Here is a 17,479-nt window from a genome sequence, read left to right on the forward strand (position 1 = left end):
GCCGCCCGACACCCCTGTTGTGTCACACTGGCCCCAGCCCAGCCACGGTGGTCACCGATCTCCGCGGACGGGCCAGTGTCAAGGCAGACACCTGGCACTCTTCACAACGGATCGTCCGGCACGTACCTGCCGGTGAAGGGATGTACACCACCATGGCATCAGTCACGTTCGACAACGCCACCCGCGTCTACCCGGGCACGGAGCGCCCGGCCGTCGACGCCCTGAACCTCGACGTCGCCGACGGCGAGTTCCTCGTGCTCGTCGGCCCCTCCGGCTGCGGCAAGTCGACCTCGCTGCGCATGCTGGCAGGCCTCGAGGACGTCAACTCCGGCCGGATCCTCATCGGTGACCGTGACGTCACCGACGTCCAGCCCAAGGACCGCGACATCGCGATGGTCTTCCAGAACTACGCGCTGTACCCGCACATGTCCGTGGCCGACAACATGGGCTTCGCGCTGAAGATCGCCGGCAAGCCGAAGGCCGAGATCCGCCAGCGCGTCGAGGAGGCCGCCAAGATCCTCGACCTGTCTGAGTACCTCGACCGCAAGCCCAAGGCCCTGTCCGGTGGTCAGCGTCAGCGTGTGGCCATGGGCCGCGCGATCGTCCGCCAGCCGCAGGTGTTCCTCATGGACGAGCCGCTGTCGAACCTCGATGCCAAGCTCCGCGTGCAGACCCGCACGCAGATCGCCTCGCTGCAGCGCCGCCTGGGCGTCACCACGGTCTACGTCACCCACGACCAGACCGAGGCCCTCACCATGGGTGACCGCATCGCCGTCCTCAAGGACGGCGTCCTCCAGCAGGTCGGCACCCCGCGCGACATGTACGACCGTCCCGCGAACGTCTTCGTCGCCGGCTTCATCGGCTCCCCCGCGATGAACCTCGGCACCTTCCGCATCGTGGACGGCGCCGCCGTGCTCGGTGACGTCCGCATGCCGCTGAGCCGCGAGACCGTCAGCGCCATGGGCAACGACGAGAAGGGCGAGATCGTCGTCGGCTTCCGTCCCGAGTCGCTGGACCGCGTGTCCGCCGGCACCGAGGGTGCGATCCCGGTGACCGTCGACCTCGTCGAGGAGCTCGGTTCTGACGCCTTCGTCTACGGCCGCCTGGCCGGCTCGAAGGAGCTCGCGGAGCACATCACCTCGGGCGCCGGTGACTCCCAGATCATCGTGCGTATCGACCCGCGCGACGTGCCGATGAAGGGTGACACCATCCACGCCCGCATCCGCGCGGGCGAGCAGCACAACTTCGCCGTGTCCACGGGCGAGCGTCTGCCCAGCTGACGCGTCAGCGCATCGCAGGGGCGGACCCGATACGGTCGGGTTCGCCCCTGCGGCACGTCACGAGGAGTCGGAGCTGATGGCACAGTCCCTGGAGATCACCGCTGCACGGCTGGACCCTGCCCTCCTCGACCTGCCCTGGGAGGTCCCGCTCGAGGAGTGGCCCGAGTCGGTCCTCGCCGCCCTCCCGCGTGGTATCTCCCGCCACGTCGTGCGCTTCGTGCGGCTCTCCGGGCGGGTCATCGCCGTCAAGGAGATCGGCGAGACCGTGGCCTTCCACGAGTACGAGATGCTCCGCAACCTCAACCGGCTCGACGCGCCGTCGGTGCAGCCCCTCGCCGTCATCACCGGCCGTGCCACGCCGCAGGGTGAGCCGCTGGACTCCGTGCTCGTCACCGAGCACCTCCAGTTCTCCCTGCCCTACCGCGCGCTGTTCTCCCAGTACCTGCGCCCGGACACCGCCACGCGCCTCATCGATGCCGCGGCCGTGCTCCTCGTGCGCCTGCACCTCCTGGGCTTCTACTGGGGCGACGTCTCGCTGTCCAACACCCTCTTCCGCCGCGACGCCGGCGCCTTCGCGGCCTACCTCGTGGACGCGGAGACCGGGGAGTTCCAGCCCGAGCTCACCATCGGGCAGCGCGAGTACGACCTCGACATCGCCCGGACCAACATCATCGGCGAGCTCATGGACCTCCAGGCCGGTGAGATCCTCGACGAGGACGTCGACACGATCGAGGTCGGCAACCGGATCGTCGAGCGGTACACCGCCCTGTGGCGTGAGCTCACCGACTCCGAGTCCTTCGACACCGGCGAACGCTGGCGCGTGGCCGCCCGCATCGACCGCCTCAACGAGCTCGGCTACGACGTCGGTGAGCTGACGATGACGACCGACGTCGACGGCACGAGCGTCCAGATCCAGCCGAAGGTGGTCGACGCCGGCCACCACCACCGCCGGATGATGCGCCTCACGGGCCTGGACGTCCAGGAGAACCAGGCGCGCCGGATGCTCAACGACCTCGACGCCTACCGAGCCGCGACCGACCGGCAGGGCGAGGACGAGGAGTTCGTCGCGCACGACTGGCTCGCCAAGGTCTTCGAGCCCACCGTGCGCGCCATCCCGCGCGAGCTGCGCGGGAAGCTCGAGCCGGCGGAGATCTTCCACGAGGTGCTCGAGCACCGCTGGTTCATCTCCGAGCAGCAGCGCCGGGACGTGCCGCTGCCCGAGGCCGTGCAGTCCTACGTCGACGCCGTCCTGCGCCACCGCCCCGACGAGCGCTCCTTCCTCGGCGTCGACGCCCCCCGCCTCGAGGACCTCTAACCCTCTCTGAGCGGGCCCGCCGTCGCCCGCCGTCGCCGTCCCTGACCATCCCCCGTCGCTGTTCTGCGCACAGGTTCGCGACACGCCGGCGACACGCCGGGACACCTGACGCATAGAGGCGCTTCTGGCGACCTGTGCGCAGATCAGCGACAGTCCACCGGTCTCACGACCCGCCGAGCAGCCCCTTCACAGCGGACACGATCACGCGGGGGTCTTGCATGATCTCCTCCCACGTGAAGCGCAGGACGAGGTAGCCCCTCTCGAGCAGCGCGCGGTCGCGCCGCCGGTCCTTCCGGTACTCCGCCCGGCCGGAGTGGTAGGCGAAGCCGTCACACTCCACGACGATGCGGCCCTCGACCACCAGGTCGACCTCGCCGACTCCGTCGATCTCCACGCCCGCCGACACGATCAGGCCGGCGTCCTCGAGCGCCAGCCGCGCGCGCGTCTCGATGACCGATCGGCTGCGCGGACTGCAACGCTCCAGGGTGGCGAGTGCGGCCGGACTGCCCCTCCCGGTGAGCGTGCGGCGGACCGCCTCCGGTGTCACCAGGCCCTTTCGCAGGGCGGCGTCCAGGACGACGGCCGCTTCCTCCGCCGGCCGGCACCGCAGCACCCGGGCGAGCGCGTCGGCCAGCGGAGCGAGGGGGAAGCCGACAGGTGACGGTGCAATCCAGCTGCCCTCCCCGTGAACGCGCACGGCCATGTCGATCGACCGTCTCCCGCGCCTCCGAGGGAGCGCGACGTGCGGGCGGTCGGGGGCGACGAGAAGGGGAAGGTCGAAGAACTCGGCGATACTCACGCAGGTGATCACCGCGCCCATGCGGCGGGCGACGACGACGGACTCCCGGGCGTCAGCGACGGCGAGCCACCCGGCCCCCAGGTCGCGGATCTGTCCCGCGGCGACCGCCGCCGTCACCGCGCGCCGCTCCGCCGTCGTCCGGGCGATCTGGGTGCGCGTGCCGACGCCGCCGTACGTCCACAGCCTGCTGACCGCATCCATCGGCTGAGCGTCGCCGACCGCGAGTACCCGCCGTCGCCAGCCGCACGGAACGGTGGACGGGACACCCACGCGCGGGGGCTGTGCAGCAACCGAGGTCGCCGCGATGTCGCCGATCTGCGCACAGGTTCCTCGAGGCCCCCCGTACGCGACACCTGTCCCGGCGTGTCGCGCCCGTGTCGCCGACCTGTGCGCAGCATGGCTGCAGCCGGCGGCACGGGGCGCCCGCCCAGCGGCGGGCGCCAGATCAGCGGCAGCGCTCAGCGGGTGGCGCGGATGCGGGCGATCTCGTAGAGGCTGATGCCCGTCGCCACGGCGGCGTTGAGGGACTCCACGCTCGAGGAGATCTCGATGCCGGCGATCGCGTCGCAGGTCTCGCGCACGAGCCGCGACAGGCCCTTGCCCTCGGAGCCGACGACGACGACGAGCGGCTCGGTGGCGAGCTCGAGCTCGGCCACCGTCGTGGGCGCCTCGCCGTCGAGCCCGACGACGAAGCAGCCGGCCTTCTTGTAGTCCTGCAGCGCGCGCACGAGGTTCGTCGCCCGGGCCACCGGCACGCGGGCGGCGGCGCCGGCGGACACCCGCCACACGGTGGCGGTGACGCCGGCGGAGCGGCGCTCGGGGACGAGGACGCCGTCCACCCCGAAGGCCCCGGCGGAGCGGAGCACCGCCCCGAGGTTGTGCGGGTCGGTGACGCCGTCGAGGGCGACGATGAGGGGCGCGCTACCCGGGAAGCGGCCGAGGAGGTCGGAGGGGTCGGCGTACTCGTAGGGCGGCACCTGGATGGCGATGCCCTGGTGGTTGCCGCCGTCGGTGAGCTTGTCGAGGTCGCTCTTGCTCGCCTCGAGGAGCGGGGTGTTGCGCGCAGTGACGGTGCGCAGCACCTCGCCGAGACGCTCGTCGGAGTCGACGCGGGCCGCGAGGTAGACGTGGTCGATCGGGATGCCGGCCCGCACGGCCTCGAGGACGGCGTTCCGGCCGGCCACGAGCTCGCGCCCGGTACTCGTCCGGGCCGCCGCCGGCTTGCGCGCGGTGTCGCCACGGCCCTCTCGCTTCTCGGCCGCCGCCTTACGCGCTGCCGCCGGGTGGTAGGGCCGCTCGGCGGCCTTGGGCGTGGGCCCGCGCCCCTCGAGCGCTCGGCGCCCCTTGCCGCCACTGCCGGCCGTTGCCCCCTTCTTCGATCCAGCCTTGCGTACTGCGCCGCGGCGCTTGGAGTTCCCGGCCATCAACGGCCTCCTCTCGTCCCCAGCTGCCATCTGGCACCGTCGGGTGAATCCTCAATGATGATGCCTGCCGCCTGGAGCTGGTCGCGCAGCGCGTCGGCGCGGGCCCAGTCCTTGGCCTTGCGGGCGTCCGCGCGCTCGGCGAGCACGCAGGGGACGAGCACGTCCAGCGCCTCACGGGCGGCGTCGTCGGAACCGGCCGCGGTGGCCCACGGCGCGGCGAGTGGGTCGAGCCCGAGCACGTCGAGCATGGACCGCACCTGGAGCTGGGCCTGCCACACGACGCTGTCCTCGCCCGCGGCGAGGGCGTTGTTGCCCGTCCGCACCTGCTCGTGCACGGCGGCGAGCGCGGCGGACACGTTGAGGTCGTCGTCCATCGCGGCGACGAAGGCGGGCGGCAGCGCGGAGATCGGCCGCCTCGTCACCTCCTCGGCGGGCACCTGCCCCACGCGCTCGACGGCGCGGGTGACGAAGCCGCTGAGGCGCTCCCAGGTGCTCGTCGCCTCGGCGAGGGAGTCCTCGGAGAACTCCACCGTCGAGCGGTAGTGGACGGTGCCGAGCGCGAAGCGCAGCACGATGGCGGGCACCCGCTCGAGGACGGCGGACACGACGAGCGAGTTGCCCAGCGACTTGCTCATCTTCTCCCCGCCCACGGTCACCCAGGCGTTGTGCATCCAGTGCCGGGCGAAGCCGTAGCCGGCGGCGCGGGACTGGGCCACCTCGTTCTCGTGGTGCGGGAAGCGCAGGTCGATGCCGCCGCCGTGGATGTCGAAGCTCTCCCCGAGGTAGCGGTGGGCCATGGCCGAGCACTCGAGGTGCCAGCCTGGCCGTCCGCGCCCGTAGGGCGTGTCCCAGGCAGCGGACGCCGGCTCGCCGTCCTTGGGGTTCTTCCACAGGGCGAAGTCGCGGGCGTCGCGCTTGTCGCCCGCCTCCTCCTCGTCGAGGGTCGACATGTTCTCGAGCAGCTGGCGGGTGAGCGCTCCGTACGCGGGGAAGGAGCGGACGTCGAAGTAGACGTTGGCGCCCTCACCCCGGTAGGCGTGCCCGCGCTCGACGAGACGGTCGATGAGGGCGACCATCTCGGTCACGTGACCGGTCGCGCGGGGCTCGTAGGTGGGCCGCCCGACCCCGACGGCGTCGTAGGCGGCGGTGAACTCCTGCTCAAAGCGGTGGGCCCAGGCCCACCAGGGGACGCCCGTCTCGGCCGACTTGGTGAGAATCTTGTCGTCGATGTCGGTGACGTTGCGGACGAGGGTCACCTCCAGGCCCCGACGGCGCAGCCACCGGGCGAGCACGTCGAAGGCGATCGCCGAGCGCAGGTGACCCACGTGAGGCGCCCCCTGGACGGTGGCGCCACAGAGGTAGATGCTCACCCGTCCGGGGACGAGGGGCACCAGCTCGCGGTCCGACCGGGTGGCGGAGTCATGAAGTCGCAGGCTCACGTGCCCCAGGCTACCGGCGCAGGGGCCGGACGCCGCGGTGCCGGACGTCACCGCGGGGCGATAACGTCAGCCAGGTGACCACACTGCCCGTGACACCACGCCCCACGCAGCGCCGCCGGGGCTTCGGCTGGCCCGTCTACGCCTGGAGCCTGTGGGACTGGGGGTCGGCGGCCTTCAACGCCGTCATCACCACCTTCGTCTTCACCGTGTACATCACCAACGCCGATCTCTTCGGCCCTGGCGCCTCCCAGAAGCTGGGCTGGGCGCTGGCCGGCGCGGGCGCACTCATCGCCGTGTGCGCACCGGTCGCGGGCCTACGCTCAGACCGCTCGGGGCGGCGGACCTTCTGGCTCGCCGTCAACACGATGGTCGTCGTCGTCATCTCGGCGTCGCTCTTCCTCGTCGCCCCGGACCCGAGCAACCTGTGGCTGGGCCTGGCCCTGCTCGCGGTCGGCAACATCTTCTTCGAGCTCGCCTCGGTGAACTACTACGCCATGCTCAACGAGATCTCGACGCCGCGGACGATCGGACGGATCTCCGGCCTGGGCTGGGGCCTGGGCTACATCGGCGGGATCGTCCTCCTCCTCATCGTCTACTTCGGCCTCATCAGCCCGGACGTCGGCCTCTTCGGGATCACGTCGGACAGCGGCATGGACGTGCGCGTGGCAATGCTCATCTGCGCCGGCTGGACGCTCCTGTTCTCCCTGCCGGTGCTCCTCACCATCCGCGACGACCGCTCCGCCCGCGAGCGCCTGCCCCGGCTCGGTGTCGTCGGCTCCTACCGCCTGCTCTTCCGCTCCGTGCGGAACGTGTGGCGCCAGGACCACCACACCGTCTTCTTCCTCGGCGCCAGCGCCATCTTCCGGGACGGCCTGGCCGGGGTCTTCACCTTCGGCGGCATCGTCGCGTCGACGGTCTTCGGCTTCGAGGCCGGTGAGGTCATCATCTTCGGGGTCGCCGCGAACCTCGTCGCGGGGGTGGCGACGATCGCCTTCGGGGCGCTGGACGACATCCTCGGTCCCAAGCGCGTGATCGTCGGCTCGCTCGTCGCGATGATCCTCGCGGGGAGCGGCGTCTTCATCCTCCACGACCGCGGTGCCGTCGCCTTCTGGTGCCTCGGGCTGATTCTGTGCGTCTTCGTCGGCCCTGCCCAGTCCGCCTCACGTACCTTCCTCGCCCGCCTCATCCCCAAGGGCAAGGAGGGAGAGCTGTTCGGTCTGTACGCCACCACCGGGCGGGCGGTGAGCTTCCTCGCGCCCATGTGCTTCGCGCTCGCGATCAGCATCGGTGCTGCCGTCACCGGCCAGAGCATCGCCGACTCCGAGTACTGGGGCATCCTCGGCATCGTCGCGGTGCTCACTGTCGGTCTGCTCCTCCTGCTGCCGGTGCGCGTCACGGTGCGCAGCGAGAGCGCGCTGCACGAGCCGCCCCCGGCCTGAGCCTCGCTACGCTGGCGACCATGCTGCCGCGCACCGGGATCGGGACCGACGTCCACGCCTTCGCCCCGGAGGGCAGCGACCGTCCGCTCCACGTCGCCTGCCTCGAATGGCCCGGCGAGGTGGGCCTGGAGGGGCACTCCGACGGCGACGTCGCCGCCCACGCGGCGTGTGACGCGCTCCTGTCCGCGGCGGGGCTGGGTGACCTCGGCTCCCGTTTCGGCACCTCCGACCCGCGCTGGGCCGGGGCGTCGGGCGCCGAACTCCTCTCCGCCACCGCCACTCTCGTCCGCGAGGCAGGCTTCGAGATCGGCAACGTCGCCGTCCAGGTCGTGGGGAACCGACCGCGGATCGGCCGCCGCCGCGAGGAGGCCGCCGAGGCGATGTCCCGCGCCCTCGGGGCGCCGGTGAGCCTGTCGGCGACGACGACGGACGGTCTCGGCTTCACCGGCCGCGGCGAGGGGCTGCTCGCCGTCGCCACCGCACTGGTCGTCCGCTGAGGAACGGCGGGCCACCCTCGCGGGTCGGGCAACACGGCCACCGCCGTGCCGCCGGTCACTAGCATGGGCCGGACCCGATCCAGCGAAAGGCCTCACATGACCGAGCCGTCCACCGGAGGTTCCTCCTCCGGCGAGCACCCCCCGCCCTCGGGCTCCACCCCAACGCCCCCTCCGCCGCCCGGGCAGGGCGGCGGCCTCTACGGCCAGCAGGCGCCCGCCGGCCAGACGCCCTACGGCCAGCAGTCTCCCTACGGCCAGCCGTCGGCCGGCCAGCGCCCGTACGAGCAGCAGCCCTACGGCCAGCAGCCGCCCGCGGGCCAGGCGCCTTACGGCCAGCAGCAGTACGGCCAGCAGTCCCCGTACTACGCGCCGCAGGTCCCGGACTTCTCCACCGCCGGGCAGCCGGCGGAGCTCAGCACCCGCGTCCTCGCGCGGCTCGTCGACAACATCCTGCTCACCGTCGTCAACGGGATCGTCGGCTGGCTCCTCGGCGCCGACGCCTTCACGACCGTCCTCATGACGGGCCGGGTGGACTACGACACGCTGGCGCTCGTCACCGTCGTCAGCACCGCGATCACCCTCGGCTACTTCGTGCTCCTCGAGTCGGCCCGCGGGCAGACGCTCGGCAAGATGCTCCTCAACGTGCGGACTGTCGGCGCAGCGGGCGGCAACCCCACGACGACCGAGGCGCTCAAGCGCAACCTGTGGACCGCGGTCGGCATCGTCGGCATCATCCCGGCACTCGCCTGGCTGGGCAGCCTGCTCTCCTTGGCCGCTGTCATCACCATCCTCGTGACGGTCAGCAGCAACACCGCGACCCGTCAGGGCTGGCACGACAGGTTTGCCGGCGGCACCCGGGTGGTCAGGGCCGGCTGAGCAGCTGCTCCGCCAGCTCGAGGTCGGCGGGCGTCGTGATCTTCAGCGCCGCCGCCTCGCCGGGCACGAGGAGGACCTCCTCGCCGAGCGACTCCACGAGACCCGCGTCGTCCGAGACGGCGCGGGTCTCGTCGTCGGCGCGCGTGGCACCCAGCCGGTGCGCCCGCTCGAGGAGTTCGCGGGTGAAGCCCTGCGGCGTCTGCACGGCCCGCAGGGTGGACCGCTCGGGCGTCTCCACGACGCGCGCGCCGCCGCCCGGCAGGTCGACCACGCGCTTGACGGTGTCGGTCACCGGGACTCCGGGCACGACGGCGCCGTGTCCCGCCTCCAGCGCCGCGACGATGCGGCGCACGAGCTCGGGCCCGGCGAGGCAGCGGGCGGCGTCGTGGACGAGGACGGCCTCGCAGGCGGGGGCGACGTCGTCGAGCGCGGCGAGGCCGGCGGCGACGGAGGCCTGCCGGGTGGCGCCACCGACGACCACCCGGACGGGGACCTCGCTGCACGGGACGCGACCACCGGGGAACAGCGAGGCCACCTCCTCGAGGTACCCGTCGGGCGCGGTGACGACGACGGCGTCGACCACACCGGAGGCCGCCAGCCCACGCGCGGCGTGGAGGAGGAGCGGGGTCCCGGCGAGCGGGACGAGCGCCTTGGGCAGGGTGTGCCCCAGGCGGGTGCCGGAGCCGGCAGCCGTGAGGACCGCGGCGCAGCGCACGTGGGTCAGGAGGCGAGGACGTCGTCGAGCATGGCCTCGGCCTTGTCCTCCTCGGTGCGCTCGGCGAGAGCGAGCTCGGAGACGAGGATCTGACGGGCCTTGGCGAGCATGCGCTTCTCCCCGGCCGACAGGCCGCGGTCCTGGTCGCGGCGGGACAGGTCGCGCACGACCTCGGCGACCTTGATGACGTCACCCGAGGCGATCTTCTCGACGTTCGCCTTGTAGCGGCGCGACCAGTTCGTCGGCTCCTCCGTGTAGGGCGCGCGCAGCACCTCGAAGACCTTCTCCAGGCCCTCCTTGCCCACGACGTCGCGCACCCCGACCAGGTCGACGTTGTCCGCGGGCACCTCGATCGTGAGGTCGCCCTGGGCCACGCGGAGCTTGAGGTAGAGCTTCTCCTCGCCCCTGATGACCTTCTTCGAGATCGCCTCGATGAGGGCGGCTCCGTGGTGGGGATAAACGACGGTCTCACCGACGGTGAAGGTCATAGTGGCCATGCTCCTTGGTCGCGAGGAGTACCTATTCTAGCACGCGAAAACGGCGCCAATCCGCGGGTTTGCGCGGGCTCTGCACCGGTGCCGACCGGTCCGCGCACGTGGCCGGGATCGCGCCGGGCGACCGCGCGGACAGGGCCTGTGGCCCGGTAGCCTGGGGGGACACGTCGACGAAGGAGACCGTCTTGGCCCGCAACCACCACCTGCTTCGTGGCGCCGCAGCCGTCGGCGCCGCCGCGCTCGTCGCCGGCTGCAGCGTGATGACCCCGATCCAGACCGCCGAGCCGTACAACGCGAGCGACGGCGTGCGGGTCGTGGTCACCGAGGAGATCCGGGCCGAGAACCTCATGGTCCTGTCCGAGGAGGAGGGCGGCGAGGGGCAGGTCTTCGGCTCCCTCGTCAACGACAGCCAGGAGGACGTCGTCATGTCGGTGACGATCGGCGACGGCGGGATCCAGGTCCCCGTCCCGGCCACCGACCAGGTCCTGCTCGGGGTCGACGAGATCGTCGTCGTGCCGACCGTGCCCGTCGCGCCGGGCGCCAACGCCGAGGGCCTCGTCGAGGCAACCGGCCTCGGGACCGTCTCGGCGAACGTGCCCGTCCTCGACTCGACGCTCCCGCAGTACGCCGACTACGTGCCGTGACCGGCGTCAGCCGGTGGCTGGGCCCTCGATCCGGTCGACGGCGGCCATGACCCGCTCGCGCAGGTCCGCGGAGATCGGCGCAGCGCCCGCGACCTCCGGTGACGCGGCGCGCGCCTGACCGTCCTCGCTGGCGATGTAGCTGAGCAGCGCACGCACCGAGTCGGCCTTCTCCGCGCTGTCGTAGCGGGTGCAGGCGATCGTGTAGGAGATGAGGACCACCGGGTAGGCGCCGGCGGCGTCCGTGTCCCGGTCCAGCTCGATGACGAGCCGGGTGTCGCTCGCCCCCGGAGCAGGCGGGGAGGCGTCGACGACGGCGGCCGCGGCCTCCGGGGAGAAGGGCACGAACTCCTCGCCCACCCCCACCGCGACGGTGCCCAGCTCCTCGGTCACCTGGGAGGCGTCGACGTAGCCGATCGTCCCCTCGGCGGCCTCGAGCGTCGAGACCATGCCGACGTTCTGCTGGCCCGAGTGCGTGCCCGAGCGCGGCCACGTGCCGCTCGGCTCGTGCGGCCACGCGCCGCCGCCGGCCTCGGCGAGGTACTCGGTGAAGTTCTCGGTGGTGCCGGAGTCGTCGGAGCGGTTGACCGGCACGACCTGGAGGTCGGGCAGCTCGACGCCCGGGTTCGTCGCGATGATGGCCGGGTCGTCCCACCGCTCGATGCGCCCGTCGAACATCCCGGCGATCGTCTCCGGCGCGAGCTGGAGGTGCTCCACGTCCAGCCCGGGCAGGTGGTAGGCGATGGCGATGGGAGAGATGTAGAGCGGCAGCTCGAGGACCTCCCCGCCCTCGCAGCGCTCCTCGGCCTCGAGTGCCTCCTCGTCGTCGAGGTGGGCGTCGGAGCCGGCGAAGTCGACGGCGCCGGTGATGAACATCTCGCGGCCCGCTCCGGAGCCGGTGGGGTCGTAGGACGTGAGAATCTCGGGCTGCAGGTCGTGCAGCCCGGCCAGCCACGCCTGCATCGCGATCTCCTGGGAGGAGGCGCCGGCGCCGGCGATCGACGTGCCGTCGCTGCCGCAGCCGGCGGCGGTGAGCGCGACGACTGCCGTCGCGGCAGCGATCCGTCGTCCCCTGATCATCCCGTCCCCTGTCGTGTCGGTGAGGCCTTCAGCAGCCCACGACAGGTTACGGGGTCCGGTCGGGCGCGACGAGCTTGTACCCGAGGCCGCGCACGGTGAGGAGCATCTCGGGCACGGACGGGTCGGGCTCGATCTTGGCGCGGATGCGTTTGACGTGGACGTCCAGCGTCTTGGTGTCCCCGACGTAGTCGGCGCCCCACACCCGGTCGATGAGCTGGCCGCGGGTGAGGACGTGGTCCGCGTTGCGCAGGAGGACCTCGAGGAGCTCGAATTCCCGCAGCGGCATCCGTACCGGCTCGCCGTCGACGAGGAGCTCGTGGCGGCCGACGTCCATCCGCACCCGGCCGACCTCGAGCACGCCCGCCGTCTCCTCCCCGGCCGGCTCGGTCCCGCGGCGCAGGACCGCCCGGACGCGGGCGACGAGTTCGCGGTAGGAGTACGGCTTGGTGACGTAGTCGTCGGCGCCCAGCTCGAGGCCGAGCACCTTGTCGAACTCGTCGTCCTTGGCGGTGAGCATGATGACGGGCGTGCTGCCCTGCCGGCGCAGCTCGCGGCACACCTCGGTCCCGGACATTCCAGGCAGCATGAGGTCGAGGAGGACGAGGTCGGGCGCCGCGCGCTCGTAGGCGGGCAGCGCGTCCAGCCCGTTGTCGACGGCGACGACCTCGTAGCCGTCCCGCTCCAGCTGGTAGGTGAGCGGCTCTCGGTAGGACTCCTCGTCCTCGACGAGCAGGATCGTCGTCATGGCTGTCTCGGCACTCCTGAGGTGGGGACGGTGGCGTCGGGGGACGCCGTCGTCGGTGGGTCGGCGAGCGGCAGGACGAGCGTGAAGGTCGACCCGGCACCGGGCTTGGACCACACCTCGGCCTCACCGCCGTGGTCGGCGGCGACGTGCTTGACGATGCTCAGGCCCAGGCCGGTCCCGCCGGTGCGGCGGGCGCGAGCCGGGTCTCCGCGGTAGAAGCGCTCGAAGATCCGCTCCTGCTGGTCTGGAGAGATGCCCTCGCCCTGGTCGACGACGGCGATGCGCACCTTGTCCCGGTCCCGCGCGACTCCCACCGACACCCGCCCGAGGGGGTCGGAGTGGCGCAGCGCGTTGTCGAGGAGGTTGCGCACCGCGGTGGTGAGGAGGTCGGCGTCACCGAACACGTGCAGGCCTGGCTTCCCGCCGACCGCAAGTGTGATGCGCCGCGACTCGGCCTCGACGCGCACACGGTCGGCGGCCTCGGCGACGACGGCGTCGATGTCGACCAGCTCGGAGCCCACGAGCGCGTCCGGCTCCTGGAGACGGGACAGGTCGATGATCTCCTGGACGAGCACGGTCAGCCGCCGCGACTCCCGCCGCATCTGGGCGGTGAAGCGGCGCACGGCCACGGGGTCGTCGGCCGCCTCCTCGAGCGTCTCACTGAGGAGGGCCAGGGCTCCGACGGGCGTCTTGAGCTCGTGGGACACGTTGGCGACGAAGTCGCGCCGCACCTGGTCGAGGCGGCGCGCGGCAGTGTGGTCGTCCCCGACGACGAGGATGCGGCCACCCGTGAGCGGCACGACGCGCAGTTGGAAGATCATCTCCCCCGCCCCGGCGAGCGGCCCGCGCGGCAGGCTGAGCTCGCGGTCGCGCGGCTGCCCCTCGGTCCGCACGCGCTCGACAAGCTCGGACACGGCCGCCAGTGCCACGCGACCGGAGCGCACGAGGCCGTAGCTGTAGGCCGAGGGGCTGGCCTGCAGGACGTCCCCGTTCGCGTCGAGGACGAGGACGGTGGATCGCAGCGCCCGCAGCAGCTCCCGGGCGTCCCTGCTCACGCCCTGCGAGGTCGGTGTCACGACGGCGGCACGACGTGCCCGCACCGGGAAGAAGCCGCGTACGAGGACGCCGACGCCGACGCCGACCAGCGCGACGACGACGAACGGCCAGATCCCCTCCACGTGTCTGAGGGTAAGCCCCTCGAGGGAGCCGTGAGCGTCCGTCCGGGCGGGCCCCCGACCGTTCACCGGGGCGCCATCTGTCGTTCACCGACCCCTGGAACGCTACGGTGGGATCACGACGAGACCGAGGAGAGCGAAACGTGCGCGAGATCTTCATGCAGGAGCTGGCCCAGGTCGGTGAGGACCTCCAGCGGATGAGCAGGCTGGTCATCGACGCGATCGAGAAGGCCTCCACCGCGCTGCAGACCGCCGACCTCCAGCTGGCCGAGCAGGTCATCCGCGCCGACGAGCAGATCGACGAGATCGAGCGGAGCCTGGACGAGCAGTGCATCTCGCTGCTTGCCCGCCAGGCGCCGGTCGCCACCGACCTGCGCGTCGTCATCGCAGCGCTGCGGATGTCGGCGACCATCGAGCGCATGGGTGACCTGGCCCGCCACATCGCCTACGTGGCGCGTGGCCGCTACCCGGAGGTGGCGCCCAGCCCCGCCATGCAGGAGATCTTCGCGCAGATGGGTGAGGCGGCGACCAAGGTGGCCCACCAGGTCAGCGACCTCCTCGCGACCCGTGACCTCGAGCTGGCCGCCGGCGTGGAGCGCGACGACGACGCCCTGGACGCCCTGCACAAGCAGACCTTCACGATCCTCCTCGACCCCGAGGTCGAGATGACCAAGCAGCAGATGGTCGACGGCGTGCTGCTGGGCCGCTACTTCGAGCGCTTCGGCGACCACGGCGTCTCCGTGGCCCGCCGCACGAGCTACCTCGTCACGGGCGACCTCACGAACTCCGTCGCCCGCGACGAGACCGCCGGCGAGCGCTGACGCACGACGAAGGGGGGCCGGCTCAGCCGGCCCCCTTCGTCGTGTCTCCGTGCTACTTGCCCTGGTTGGCCACGGCCGCGATGGCCGCCTCGGCGGCAGCCGGGTCGAGGTAGCGACCACCGGGGGTGGTCGGCGTGAAGTTCTCGTCCAGCTCGTAGAGGAGCGGGATCCCGGTGGGCACGTTGAGGCCCGAGATCGTGTCGTCGTCGACCCCGTCGAGGTGCTTGATGATGGCCCGCAGCGAGTTCCCGTGCGCGGCCACGAGAACGGTCTTCCCGGCCTTGAGGTCCGGGACGACGTCCGACTCCCAGTACGGCAGCGCACGCTCGAGGACGTCCTTGAGGCACTCACTGGCGGGAATGGGCTCGCCTGCATAGCGGGGGTCGGTGTCCTGGGAGAACTCCGAGCCCGGCGCGATCGCCGGCGGCGGGACGTCGTAGGAGCGGCGCCAGAGCATGAACTGCTCCTCGCCGTACTCCTCGCGGATCTCCTTCTTGTTCTTTCCCTGCAGCGCCCCGTAGTGACGCTCGTTGAGGCGCCAGTGACGCTTGACCGGAATCCAGTGACGGTTTGCCCGGTCCAGTGCGAGGTTCGCCGTCATGATGGCGCGGCGGAGAAGGGAGGTGTGGACGACGTCGGGCTCGATACCGGCGTCGACGAGCAGATCGCCGCCGCGCAGCGCCTCCTCGGTGCCCTTCTCCGAGAGCGGGACGTCCACCCAGCCGGTGAACAGGTTCTTCGCGTTCCAGTCGCTCTCGCCGTGGCGGAGCAGCACAAGGGTGTAGGTCATGCTCCCATCATCACCCATGAGGGGCGCAGCGTCGCGGTGCCTTTCGTCCCGTGGACGCGCGCGAGGGCCACGGGCCGGCCGGTCCGTGGCCCTGTCGCGTCAGTTCGCCTTGGCGTAGGCCTCGGTGACCTCGGCCGGGATACGGCCGCGGTCGGAGACCGTGTAGCCGTTGGCCCGCGCCCACTCGCGCACCTTCGCGGCGTCGCTGCTGCCGCCGGCGCTCGAGCGACGCCGGGAGCGGGCGCCGCCGCTCGTCCGGCGTCCACCGGCCCGGCGGGCGTGACCGACCCAGGGAGCGAGCGCGTCGCGCAGCTTGGCGGCATTGTCGGTGGTGAGGTCGATCTCGTAGTTCACACCGTCAAGGCTGAAGAGGACCGTCTCGTCCGCCGGAGTCCCGTCCACGTCGTCGATAAGAGTGACCATGACCTTCTGCACCATCTGATTCTCTTCCTGTACTTCTCAGCCCTTGAGGACCGCAGCGATGTTCGCTCCCGCTACCCCTGCCGAATAGCGTTGCGCACACACTAATTCGAAGAATCCGAATTGTCACGCTGCGCGGCAATGCCATCGTCACCGACGCGTGAAGCGGAGTTGTCCATTTCGCTCTCGGCGCGATGAATTGCCGCACGTTCACGACGGTCGGCGAAGAGAATGGCGCGGAGCACGACGACGAAGATGATCGCCAGGCCGATGGAGGGAAGCAGCGCCACGACGTAGTCCATCACGCCATGGTACGTCTGCCGGATGGGGTGGAGCCGCCTGTGGGAATCGAACCCACGACCTTCTCATTACGAGTGAGGTCCTCGGCCTGCGCCGCCCTGCACTGGAGTGTCAGACCCGCGTGATTCCGGGCCTAGACCCGCGCCAACTTGCGTGGAGATGTCATAGGTTGGCCCCACCTGCTGGCCCTACCTGCTACCCGAATCGGCACTGTATAGACGCGTCCCTAGGGTGGTGATGACCGCTCCCCCAACCGCCTCTCAGGACGACACCTTCGATGACGGCACGACACCCCGGACTCCACTACGACTCCAAGCGCGGGCTGTGGGTTGCCACCGTGGACCTCCCGCGCGGGGCGAACGGCGAGAGGCGACGCCTGAGGCGAACATCACGGCACCAAGGTCGCGCCGAGCGGCTCTTGGCAGAGATGCGGGCAGAGGCGGCCGCGGGCACAGTCGCCGCAACCACGTCGCCCACGGTGCAGGAGTGGCTGGCGTGGTGGCTGCAGCACGTGGCGGCGACCCGCTTGAAGCCGTCGACGTACGCCAACTACCGGTCAGCGATTCACAGGACCCTGATCCCATCCATCGGCCACCTCCGTCTCGACCGGCTCACGACCGACGACGTAGAGAAGATGCACGCGTTCGTCACCTCGCGAGGGGTTGGTGCGGCGACCGCGAGGTACGCCCACGCCGCGCTCCGCAAGGCGCTCCACGACGCCGTAGCTCGTGGTCGGATCCGCCAGAACCCCGCAGCACTGATCGAGGCGCCACCTCCTCAGCGAACGACGAGGACGGCGCTCAGCGTGGCGGAGGCGCAGCGGATCCTTGAGGTCACCGCCGGGGATCGCCTGGCAGCCAGATGGGCGCTGGCTCTCGTACTCGGGGTCCGGCGAGGCGAGGCGATCGGCCTCGCCCTCGACTCCGTTGAGCCAGATCGAGCCCATATCTCATGGCAACTGCAACGGCTACGGATGAGGCACGGTTGCTCACCTCGCCCGCGCGTCGACGGTACCTGGCCATGCGGCCTCCGCCGTCCGGGTTCCTGCCCCCTGACCACAGCCGACATTCACAACCCGGAACTCGAAAGCCGCCACCTTGAGGGGCTCTTCGGACTTCTGGTGGGGAGCGGGACTCGCGGCGGTAGTTGAGGGCGGGTATGGGTCGAGGTCCTCGATGATCGGTAGCGACCAAGCAACCGTTCGTTCCGAGGACCTCGACGTTGACCAA

Annotated in this window: 19 protein-coding genes; 8 read left to right on the forward strand and 11 right to left on the reverse strand. The window is 71.3% G+C overall.

What is annotated here, in order from left to right; all coding sequences use genetic code 11:
* Positions 1-152: 152 nt before the first annotated feature.
* Together M3148_RS13460 and M3148_RS13465 are read left to right on the forward strand one after the other, a co-directional pair.
* Positions 153-1,280, forward strand: a complete 1,128-nt coding sequence (locus tag M3148_RS13460; protein ID WP_251305218.1) for an ABC transporter ATP-binding protein — start codon at positions 153-155, stop codon at positions 1,278-1,280.
* A gap of 76 nt (positions 1,281-1,356) precedes the next feature.
* Positions 1,357-2,595, forward strand: coding sequence for a DUF4032 domain-containing protein (locus M3148_RS13465; protein WP_251305219.1), 1,239 nt, complete (start codon positions 1,357-1,359; stop codon positions 2,593-2,595).
* Positions 2,596-2,758: 163 nt separating this feature from the next.
* Here the strand turns inward: M3148_RS13465 and M3148_RS13470 are convergent, their stop codons facing one another.
* The 3 genes from M3148_RS13470 to cysS all read right to left on the reverse strand — a co-directional run bounded on the left by M3148_RS13470 (position 2,759) and on the right by cysS (position 6,257).
* Positions 2,759-3,595 carry an endonuclease domain-containing protein gene (locus M3148_RS13470; protein ID WP_251305220.1) on the reverse strand — a complete coding sequence of 279 codons (837 nt, stop codon included), beginning with the start codon at positions 3,593-3,595 and terminating at the stop codon, positions 2,759-2,761.
* A gap of 257 nt (positions 3,596-3,852) precedes the next feature.
* Positions 3,853-4,818 carry a 23S rRNA (guanosine(2251)-2'-O)-methyltransferase RlmB gene (gene rlmB / locus M3148_RS13475; protein WP_251305221.1) on the reverse strand — a complete coding sequence of 322 codons (966 nt, stop codon included), beginning with the start codon at positions 4,816-4,818 and terminating at the stop codon, positions 3,853-3,855.
* A complete protein-coding gene (gene cysS, locus M3148_RS13480; RefSeq protein ID WP_251305222.1) occupies positions 4,818-6,257 on the reverse strand; it encodes a cysteine--tRNA ligase in 1,440 nt (479 codons plus the stop codon). Before cysS ends, rlmB begins: the two co-directional genes overlap by 1 nt.
* Before the next feature lie 74 nt (positions 6,258-6,331).
* Between cysS and M3148_RS13485 the strand changes: the two genes are divergently transcribed.
* From M3148_RS13485 to M3148_RS13495, 3 genes are all read left to right on the forward strand, one after another.
* A complete protein-coding gene (locus M3148_RS13485; RefSeq protein ID WP_251305223.1) occupies positions 6,332-7,696 on the forward strand; it encodes an MFS transporter in 1,365 nt (454 codons plus the stop codon).
* A gap of 20 nt (positions 7,697-7,716) precedes the next feature.
* Complete coding sequence (gene ispF, locus M3148_RS13490; protein ID WP_251305224.1) at positions 7,717-8,193, forward strand: 2-C-methyl-D-erythritol 2,4-cyclodiphosphate synthase; 477 nt, start codon at positions 7,717-7,719, stop codon at positions 8,191-8,193.
* 96 nt (positions 8,194-8,289) lie between these two features.
* Positions 8,290-9,069: an RDD family protein gene (locus M3148_RS13495; RefSeq protein WP_251305225.1), complete on the forward strand. Its 780-nt coding sequence runs from the start codon at positions 8,290-8,292 to the stop codon at positions 9,067-9,069.
* Here M3148_RS13495 and ispD read toward each other — a convergent pair.
* A complete protein-coding gene (gene ispD, locus M3148_RS13500; RefSeq protein ID WP_251305226.1) occupies positions 9,056-9,784 on the reverse strand; it encodes a 2-C-methyl-D-erythritol 4-phosphate cytidylyltransferase in 729 nt (242 codons plus the stop codon). The genes M3148_RS13495 and ispD overlap by 14 nt on opposite strands.
* A gap of 5 nt (positions 9,785-9,789) precedes the next feature.
* Positions 9,790-10,272, reverse strand: a complete 483-nt coding sequence (locus M3148_RS13505) for a CarD family transcriptional regulator (protein WP_251305239.1) — start codon at positions 10,270-10,272, stop codon at positions 9,790-9,792.
* A 191-nt stretch (positions 10,273-10,463) separates the two neighbouring features.
* On the opposite strand from M3148_RS13505, the gene M3148_RS13510 reads away from it, so the two are divergent.
* Entirely contained in the window at positions 10,464-10,922 is a 459-nt protein-coding gene (locus M3148_RS13510; protein WP_251305227.1) for a hypothetical protein, read from the forward strand.
* Positions 10,923-10,928: 6 nt separating this feature from the next.
* On the opposite strand, the gene M3148_RS13515 is transcribed toward M3148_RS13510, so the two are convergent.
* Genes M3148_RS13515 through M3148_RS13525 form a run of 3 tightly spaced genes read right to left on the reverse strand, consistent with a single transcriptional unit; the run spans position 10,929 to position 13,922 of the window.
* The gene (locus M3148_RS13515; protein ID WP_251305228.1) at positions 10,929-11,999 is read right to left on the reverse strand and encodes a phosphate ABC transporter substrate-binding protein PstS; all 1,071 of its coding nucleotides are present in this window, start codon (positions 11,997-11,999) and stop codon (positions 10,929-10,931) included.
* Between the two features lie 46 nt (positions 12,000-12,045).
* Complete coding sequence (locus M3148_RS13520) at positions 12,046-12,744, reverse strand: response regulator transcription factor (protein WP_251305229.1); 699 nt, start codon at positions 12,742-12,744, stop codon at positions 12,046-12,048.
* On the reverse strand, positions 12,741-13,922 hold the full coding sequence (locus tag M3148_RS13525; protein WP_251305230.1) for a sensor histidine kinase: 1,182 nt from the start codon (positions 13,920-13,922) through the stop codon (positions 12,741-12,743). Before M3148_RS13525 ends, M3148_RS13520 begins: the two co-directional genes overlap by 4 nt.
* 140 nt (positions 13,923-14,062) lie before the next feature.
* Here M3148_RS13525 and phoU point away from each other — a divergent pair, with 140 nt between their 5' ends.
* Positions 14,063-14,740 carry a phosphate signaling complex protein PhoU gene (phoU, locus tag M3148_RS13530; protein ID WP_251305231.1) on the forward strand — a complete coding sequence of 226 codons (678 nt, stop codon included), beginning with the start codon at positions 14,063-14,065 and terminating at the stop codon, positions 14,738-14,740.
* A gap of 52 nt (positions 14,741-14,792) precedes the next feature.
* Here the strand turns inward: phoU and M3148_RS13535 are convergent, their stop codons facing one another.
* The 3 genes from M3148_RS13535 to M3148_RS13545 form a co-directional block, all read right to left on the reverse strand.
* On the reverse strand, positions 14,793-15,530 hold the full coding sequence (locus M3148_RS13535; protein WP_251305232.1) for a phosphoglyceromutase: 738 nt from the start codon (positions 15,528-15,530) through the stop codon (positions 14,793-14,795).
* 99 nt (positions 15,531-15,629) lie between these two features.
* The gene (locus M3148_RS13540) at positions 15,630-15,968 is read right to left on the reverse strand and encodes a histone-like nucleoid-structuring protein Lsr2 (protein ID WP_251305233.1); all 339 of its coding nucleotides are present in this window, start codon (positions 15,966-15,968) and stop codon (positions 15,630-15,632) included.
* Between the two features lie 86 nt (positions 15,969-16,054).
* On the reverse strand, positions 16,055-16,252 hold the full coding sequence (locus tag M3148_RS13545) for a hypothetical protein (protein WP_251305234.1): 198 nt from the start codon (positions 16,250-16,252) through the stop codon (positions 16,055-16,057).
* Between the two features lie 425 nt (positions 16,253-16,677).
* Here M3148_RS13545 and M3148_RS13550 point away from each other — a divergent pair, with 425 nt between their 5' ends.
* A complete protein-coding gene (locus M3148_RS13550) occupies positions 16,678-17,400 on the forward strand; it encodes a site-specific integrase (RefSeq protein WP_251305240.1) in 723 nt (240 codons plus the stop codon).
* Positions 17,401-17,479 lie beyond the last annotated feature (79 nt).

Source organism: Georgenia satyanarayanai (assembly GCF_023715365.1).
Lineage (GTDB): Bacteria > Actinomycetota > Actinomycetes > Actinomycetales > Actinomycetaceae > Oceanitalea > Oceanitalea satyanarayanai_B.

What these genes read in the sequence shown, in the direction of transcription:
- M3148_RS13520 (WP_251305229.1), bottom strand. Translation starts at nt 12,744, where the DNA reads ATGACGACGATCCTGCTCGTCGAGGACGAGGAGTCCTACCGAGAGCCG.
- M3148_RS13535 (WP_251305232.1), bottom strand. Translation starts at nt 15,530, where the DNA reads ATGACCTACACCCTTGTGCTGCTCCGCCACGGCGAGAGCGACTGGAAC.
- M3148_RS13545 (WP_251305234.1), bottom strand. Translation starts at nt 16,252, where the DNA reads ATGGACTACGTCGTGGCGCTGCTTCCCTCCATCGGCCTGGCGATCATC.
- M3148_RS13470 (WP_251305220.1), bottom strand. Translation starts at nt 3,595, where the DNA reads ATGGATGCGGTCAGCAGGCTGTGGACGTACGGCGGCGTCGGCACGCGC.
- rlmB (WP_251305221.1), bottom strand. Translation starts at nt 4,818, where the DNA reads ATGGCCGGGAACTCCAAGCGCCGCGGCGCAGTACGCAAGGCTGGATCG.
- M3148_RS13515 (WP_251305228.1), bottom strand. Translation starts at nt 11,999, where the DNA reads ATGATCAGGGGACGACGGATCGCTGCCGCGACGGCAGTCGTCGCGCTC.
- M3148_RS13540 (WP_251305233.1), bottom strand. Translation starts at nt 15,968, where the DNA reads ATGGTGCAGAAGGTCATGGTCACTCTTATCGACGACGTGGACGGGACT.
- M3148_RS13465 (WP_251305219.1), top strand. Translation starts at nt 1,357, where the DNA reads ATGGCACAGTCCCTGGAGATCACCGCTGCACGGCTGGACCCTGCCCTC.
- M3148_RS13550 (WP_251305240.1), top strand. Translation starts at nt 16,678, where the DNA reads ATGCGGGCAGAGGCGGCCGCGGGCACAGTCGCCGCAACCACGTCGCCC.
- M3148_RS13460 (WP_251305218.1), top strand. Translation starts at nt 153, where the DNA reads ATGGCATCAGTCACGTTCGACAACGCCACCCGCGTCTACCCGGGCACG.
- M3148_RS13505 (WP_251305239.1), bottom strand. Translation starts at nt 10,272, where the DNA reads ATGACCTTCACCGTCGGTGAGACCGTCGTTTATCCCCACCACGGAGCC.
- ispF (WP_251305224.1), top strand. Translation starts at nt 7,717, where the DNA reads ATGCTGCCGCGCACCGGGATCGGGACCGACGTCCACGCCTTCGCCCCG.
- M3148_RS13495 (WP_251305225.1), top strand. Translation starts at nt 8,290, where the DNA reads ATGACCGAGCCGTCCACCGGAGGTTCCTCCTCCGGCGAGCACCCCCCG.